The sequence below is a fragment of the Helicobacter bilis ATCC 51630 genome (genome assembly GCF_000686565.1).
GTDB lineage: Bacteria > Campylobacterota > Campylobacteria > Campylobacterales > Helicobacteraceae > Helicobacter_A > Helicobacter_A bilis.
In genome coordinates, this window is the sequence record NZ_JMKW01000098.1 from 1 (window position 1) to 2,236 (window position 2,236).

The 2,236-nt window shown below is 30.5% G+C and carries 4 protein-coding genes; all 4 read right to left on the reverse strand.

Annotated elements, in window-relative coordinates:
- Nucleotides 1–116: 116 nt before the first annotated feature.
- The gene (locus tag T368_RS17350) at nt 117–713 is read right to left on the reverse strand and encodes a hypothetical protein (RefSeq protein ID WP_138160922.1); all 597 of its coding nucleotides are present in this window, start codon (nt 711–713) and stop codon (nt 117–119) included.
- Nucleotides 710–1,009, reverse strand: a complete 300-nt coding sequence (locus T368_RS16945; protein WP_237022159.1) for a hypothetical protein — start codon at nt 1,007–1,009, stop codon at nt 710–712. Before T368_RS16945 ends, T368_RS17350 begins: the two co-directional genes overlap by 4 nt.
- Nucleotides 1,010–1,399: 390 nt before the next feature.
- Nucleotides 1,400–1,819 (reverse strand): hypothetical protein, encoded by a 420-nt coding sequence (locus T368_RS0111170; RefSeq protein ID WP_004084718.1) that lies wholly within the window; start codon nt 1,817–1,819, stop codon nt 1,400–1,402.
- On the reverse strand, nt 1,812–2,111 hold the full coding sequence (locus T368_RS14110; protein ID WP_051591333.1) for a hypothetical protein: 300 nt from the start codon (nt 2,109–2,111) through the stop codon (nt 1,812–1,814). Before T368_RS14110 ends, T368_RS0111170 begins: the two co-directional genes overlap by 8 nt.
- Nucleotides 2,112–2,236 lie beyond the last annotated feature (125 nt).

Sequence of the window (2,236 nt, forward strand, 5' to 3'; positions counted from 1 at the left end):
AAGCATATCAAAGTATTGTTCTACTACTTTATCCAAATCATCATTATTTGTGCCTATGTAGTAATCATTGATTAAATCTTGGATTTGGTCTAGTTTAAATTCTGTGCCACGAATGGCTAGGGTGTATTCTTTAGATTCTTTATTGTAAAAAAATGTAGCGCTAAAGCCATTTGAAGTATTAGGCTGATGATGGAGTATCTCAAAGCGAGAAGTGAAGTATTTGGTGCGGGGGGGGAGAGAATGTGGGTGAGGTCAGGGTTTTCGTCTTGTTGGGATTTGTTGGTGGCAACGAGTAGGGTTTGCTTGGAAATGTCTGCGTCATCATCAGGTCTATTGATAAAGTTTTGTATTTCATTGTCTATTTTTTCAGGTTTATCTTTGCTGGGTTTTTTTATCTTAATATTTTGAGAGAATCTAGCTTCTATTGTTAGAGCATAAGCTGTGGGTTGTTCTAATTTTATTTTTTTATCATTAAATAATTGTTTGGCTAGATTAGATTTATTGATATGCTCTTCTTTTATTTTATATCCTAACTTTATTCCATCAGCATATACCCACCTTCCTTGTAATTCAAATGCTGTATTATTAGCTCTAAACTTATCATCATCTATATCAAATACTTCATTTTCTTCAACATAATGCAACATTGCATAACTAGCATCAGCTATATCCGCATAATCTTTAAGTTGTTCGATAAAATCTTTTGGATTCATTGTTTATCCTTAGTTGAGCTTTTATAATTTTGTTTTGTTCTGTCCTCTTTATGTCTTATGAATTTATTATCAATAAGATAAAAAGTGTTAAAAAGATTGCCCATTCCCACAACTCTTGTTTCTTTAAATCTAAATCCCGCGCCTTCATCACCATAGATTCCATAAGTGGTTTTATACCAAGAGATAGATACAGAAATTTCAATAGGTATATCTTTTTCCACACCATTTTCTTTTATTCTATAAAATTCTGTTAAAACAATATTGGGTTTTAGCTTATTATAAACTTCATCGCCCATATAATCTTTAATTTTTTGAATATAAGATTCAATTTTTTGATTATCATAGGCTATAAAAAGTCCTGTATAATATTTGCAACCATTGGAGAGAATCGAATATTTTTCCTCTAAAGCTACCATTTTTTAACAAAGTTTGGGTCATCAAGGCTTACTTTTTTCTTTCTATAAGCTCTTGTTTTTGTAATGCCATTATCTCATCTCTTAGTTTTTTATCAAAGACATAGATTCCTCCATATTTTTCCATTAATTCTTTTTGTTCTTTTGTAGGAGCTCCTTCAGTTGTATGGATAAGCCCACAAGAAGCACAAATGATAAAGTTATAAGACCAATAAAAATTAAGATAAAGTATTTCATAGAGTTACCTTTTTAGTTTTTGAATCTTTTTTATTTCTATAAATAAGATTCTGTATTCTTTTGTTTTCTTTTTTCACCAAAGAGGGTAGCAGAAAAGCCAGATTCTGTATTGGGTTGATGGATAAGTAATTCATAGCGTTCAAAGAAGCGTTTTGCTTGTGTGGGAGTAAAGTCGCCACCTAAGAAGCGTTTATGATACCAAGAGTCTTTAGGTTTGCCATTTTTATCAAGATAGTATTTATAGGTAATATCTAGTATATCGGTGTAGGTGGGGTAAATGCTTTCATCAATGTCTTTTCCTAATGCTTTTGCTTTAAGTGCTTTAAATTCCTTTAATCTCTCTTTATCGTTATCATCATGTTTATACTCTTTATCTGTTAGATGAAAGTAACCATACGATGCCCATGCAAGCTCTGCATAGTCTCGTAATTTCTGTATTTGTTCTTTATTATTCATTTAATTCCTTTTTAAAATAATCACAACTTTTCCTATCTTCTGAAAGATAGAATCCTGTTCCTTCATTGCCTGCTGGCAAGGGTCTTAAATCATGCCACCAACTAGAAAATATAATTTTTTTGATATTATTTTTTGTTGGCATATCGCTTTTAAAATATATTGCAAAAATTATCTTAATTCTATCTCCAATCCATTTTTCAAACCAATATGAAAAGTATTTTTTATCATCGCTTACCCTTAATGTTTGCACATTTGACATATTATCCAAATCTGTATCAAAATACTTTAACACTTTATTATAATATTCCTATCTATCTTATCACCATTAAATTGATAAATTTCAGGGTCTAGTTTGCATATCCCCCTAAATTTCCAATAGCTAGGCTCTAAATAATATGAATATGGTGTATGATAAAA

What these genes read in the sequence shown, in the direction of transcription:
- T368_RS17350 (WP_138160922.1), bottom strand. Translation starts at nt 713, where the DNA reads ATGAATCCAAAAGATTTTATCGAACAACTTAAAGATTATGCGGATATA.
- T368_RS0111170 (WP_004084718.1), bottom strand. Translation starts at nt 1,819, where the DNA reads ATGAATAATAAAGAACAAATACAGAAATTACGAGACTATGCAGAGCTT.
- T368_RS16945 (WP_237022159.1), bottom strand. Translation starts at nt 1,009, where the DNA reads ATGGGCGATGAAGTTTATAATAAGCTAAAACCCAATATTGTTTTAACA.